Here is a 2064-nt window from a genome sequence, read left to right on the forward strand (position 1 = left end):
CGCCCAGGCCGGCGGTCTCCGACGGCGTGGCGAAGCCGCCGTACAGCGCCACCATGACGCCGGTCAGCAGGATGACGAACGGCAGCACCCGCGGCAGCGTCGACAGCTTCTCGCGCGTCGTGAAGGACTCCTTCTTCAGGAGCGGCGAGTCCGGGCCGGCGGCGGCCTTCTCCTGGCGGAACCGGACCACGGCGTAGACGGCGAACAGCGCCACCAGCAGCAGGCCGGGGCCGATGCCGGCGAGGAACAGCCGGCCCAGCGACTGCTCGGCGGCGACGGCGTAGAGGATCATGGTGATCGACGGTGGCAGCAGGATGCCCAGCGTCCCACCGGCCGCGATGATCCCCGAGGCGAAGCCGCCGGAATAGCCGCGCCGCCGCATCTCCGGGATGCCGGCGGAGCCGATGGCCGAGCAGGTGGCGGGGCTGGAGCCGGCCATGGCGGCGAACAGGCCGCAGGCGAAGACGTTGGCGACGCCCAGCCCGCCCGGCACCTTATGCAGCCAGGCGTGCAGCGCCTCGTAGAGGTCGGCGCCGGCGCGCGACTTGCCGATGGCCGCACCCTTCAGGATGAACAGCGGGATGGTCAGCAGCGTGATGCTCGCCATCTCCTCGTAGACGTTCTGCGCGATGGTGTCGAGCGACGCCGCCGGCATGAAGATCCACATGAAGATCAGCGCCACCAGCCCCAGCGCGAAGGCGATGGGGATGCCGGTGAACAGGATGCCCAGCGTCGCGGCGCCGTACAGCAGGCCGAGTTCCAGCGCGCCCATCACGCCTCCTCCCGGCTGCCGAGCAGCGAGTCGAGGATCTGCAGCAGCATCTGCAGCGACAGCAGCGTCATGCCGAGCGACATGACCGAGTACGGGATCCACAGGGGCGGCGCCCAGGTGGACTGGGTGACCATGCCGTCCTCCCACGCCTCGTGGAACAGCGCCCAGGACTTCCAGGCGAAGAAGGCGCAGAAGGCCAGCGAGGCGATGTCGGCAAGGAAGCGGCGCACCCGGTCGACGCCGGCCGGCAGCAGCTCCGCCACCGCGTCGATGGCGACGTGGCCGCGCCGGGCCTGCACCCAGGCGGCCGACATGAAGGTGGCGCCGACCAGCAGGAACACCGCCATCTCGTCCTGCCAGTCCGCCGGGTGGCGGAAGACGTAGCGGACGACCGCCTCATGGGTCAGCACCACGCCGGCGACCACCAGCGCGATGGCCGACACCACCACCACCACCCGGTTCACCACGTCCAGCAGCGCCCCCACCACGCGGAGACCCGGCGCCCGCTGCACCGGCCGGGCCGCCGCCTCGATCACCAGGTTCCGTTCGGCGGTGGACATCAGACGGACTCCGCCAGCTTCAGCAGGCGGGCGCCGTCCTTGGTGCGCTCGGCGAAGTCCTTCCAGGCGGTCTCGCGGGCGATGTCGCGCCAGCGGCCGACGGTGGCCGCCGACATCTCCTGCACCTTGACCCCGGCCTTGCCGTAGATCTCGGAGATGCGGGCGTCGTCGGCGCGCGCCTGCTCGTAGCCGAACGCCTCGATGTCCTCGCCGACCTGCACCAGCACCTTCTGCTGGTCGGCGGGCAGCGCGTCGAAGATCTGCTTCGACATCATCAGCGGCTCCAGCATGAACCAGTAGCTGCCCTGCCGGCCGACCGTGAGGTTCTTCGACAGCTCCTCCAGCTTGAAGGAGATCAGGCTGGTCGCCGAGGTGATGGCGGCGTCCACCGCGCCGGTCTGCATGCCCGCATAGAGTTCGTTCGACGGGATGGTGCTGACCGCGGCGCCGGCGGCCTTCAGCATCATGTCCATCTCGCGCGAGCCGCCGCGCACCTTCAGGCCCTTGACGTCGTCCGGCTCGACCACCGGGCCGCCGCGCGACGCGGTACTGCCCGACTGCCAGACCCAGCTCAGCAGCACGATGCCCTTGGATTCCAGGATGCGGGTCAGCTCCCGGCCGATTTCCGCCTTCTTCCACTTCATGCCCTGCTCGTAGCTGGTGACCAGGCACGGCATGAGGCCGAGGTTGGTCTCCGGCACCTCGCCGCCGGCGTAGGGCATCGGGTAGAGC

Annotated in this window: 3 protein-coding genes; all 3 read right to left on the reverse strand. The window is 70.3% G+C overall.

The genetic code is table 11. The features are described from left to right. A partial coding sequence (locus ACRWK7_RS26390; protein ID WP_431859368.1) for a TRAP transporter large permease occupies positions 1-772 on the reverse strand: 772 nt, incomplete at its 3' end. Further along, positions 772-1332: a TRAP transporter small permease gene (locus tag ACRWK7_RS26395; protein WP_431859370.1), complete on the reverse strand. Its 561-nt coding sequence runs from the start codon at positions 1330-1332 to the stop codon at positions 772-774. The genes ACRWK7_RS26395 and ACRWK7_RS26390, both read right to left, overlap by 1 nt. Beyond that, the coding region (gene dctP / locus ACRWK7_RS26400; protein ID WP_431859372.1) for a TRAP transporter substrate-binding protein DctP at positions 1332-2064 on the reverse strand (733 nt) is incomplete at its 5' end. The genes ACRWK7_RS26395 and dctP, both read right to left, overlap by 1 nt.

The sequence above is a fragment of the Azospirillum sp. genome (genome assembly GCF_050789165.1).

Bases quoted from the DNA above. Each gene is read 5' to 3' on its own strand.
- ACRWK7_RS26395 (WP_431859370.1), bottom strand. From the start codon at position 1,332: ATGTCCACCGCCGAACGGAACCTGGTGATCGAGGCGGCGGCCCGGCCG.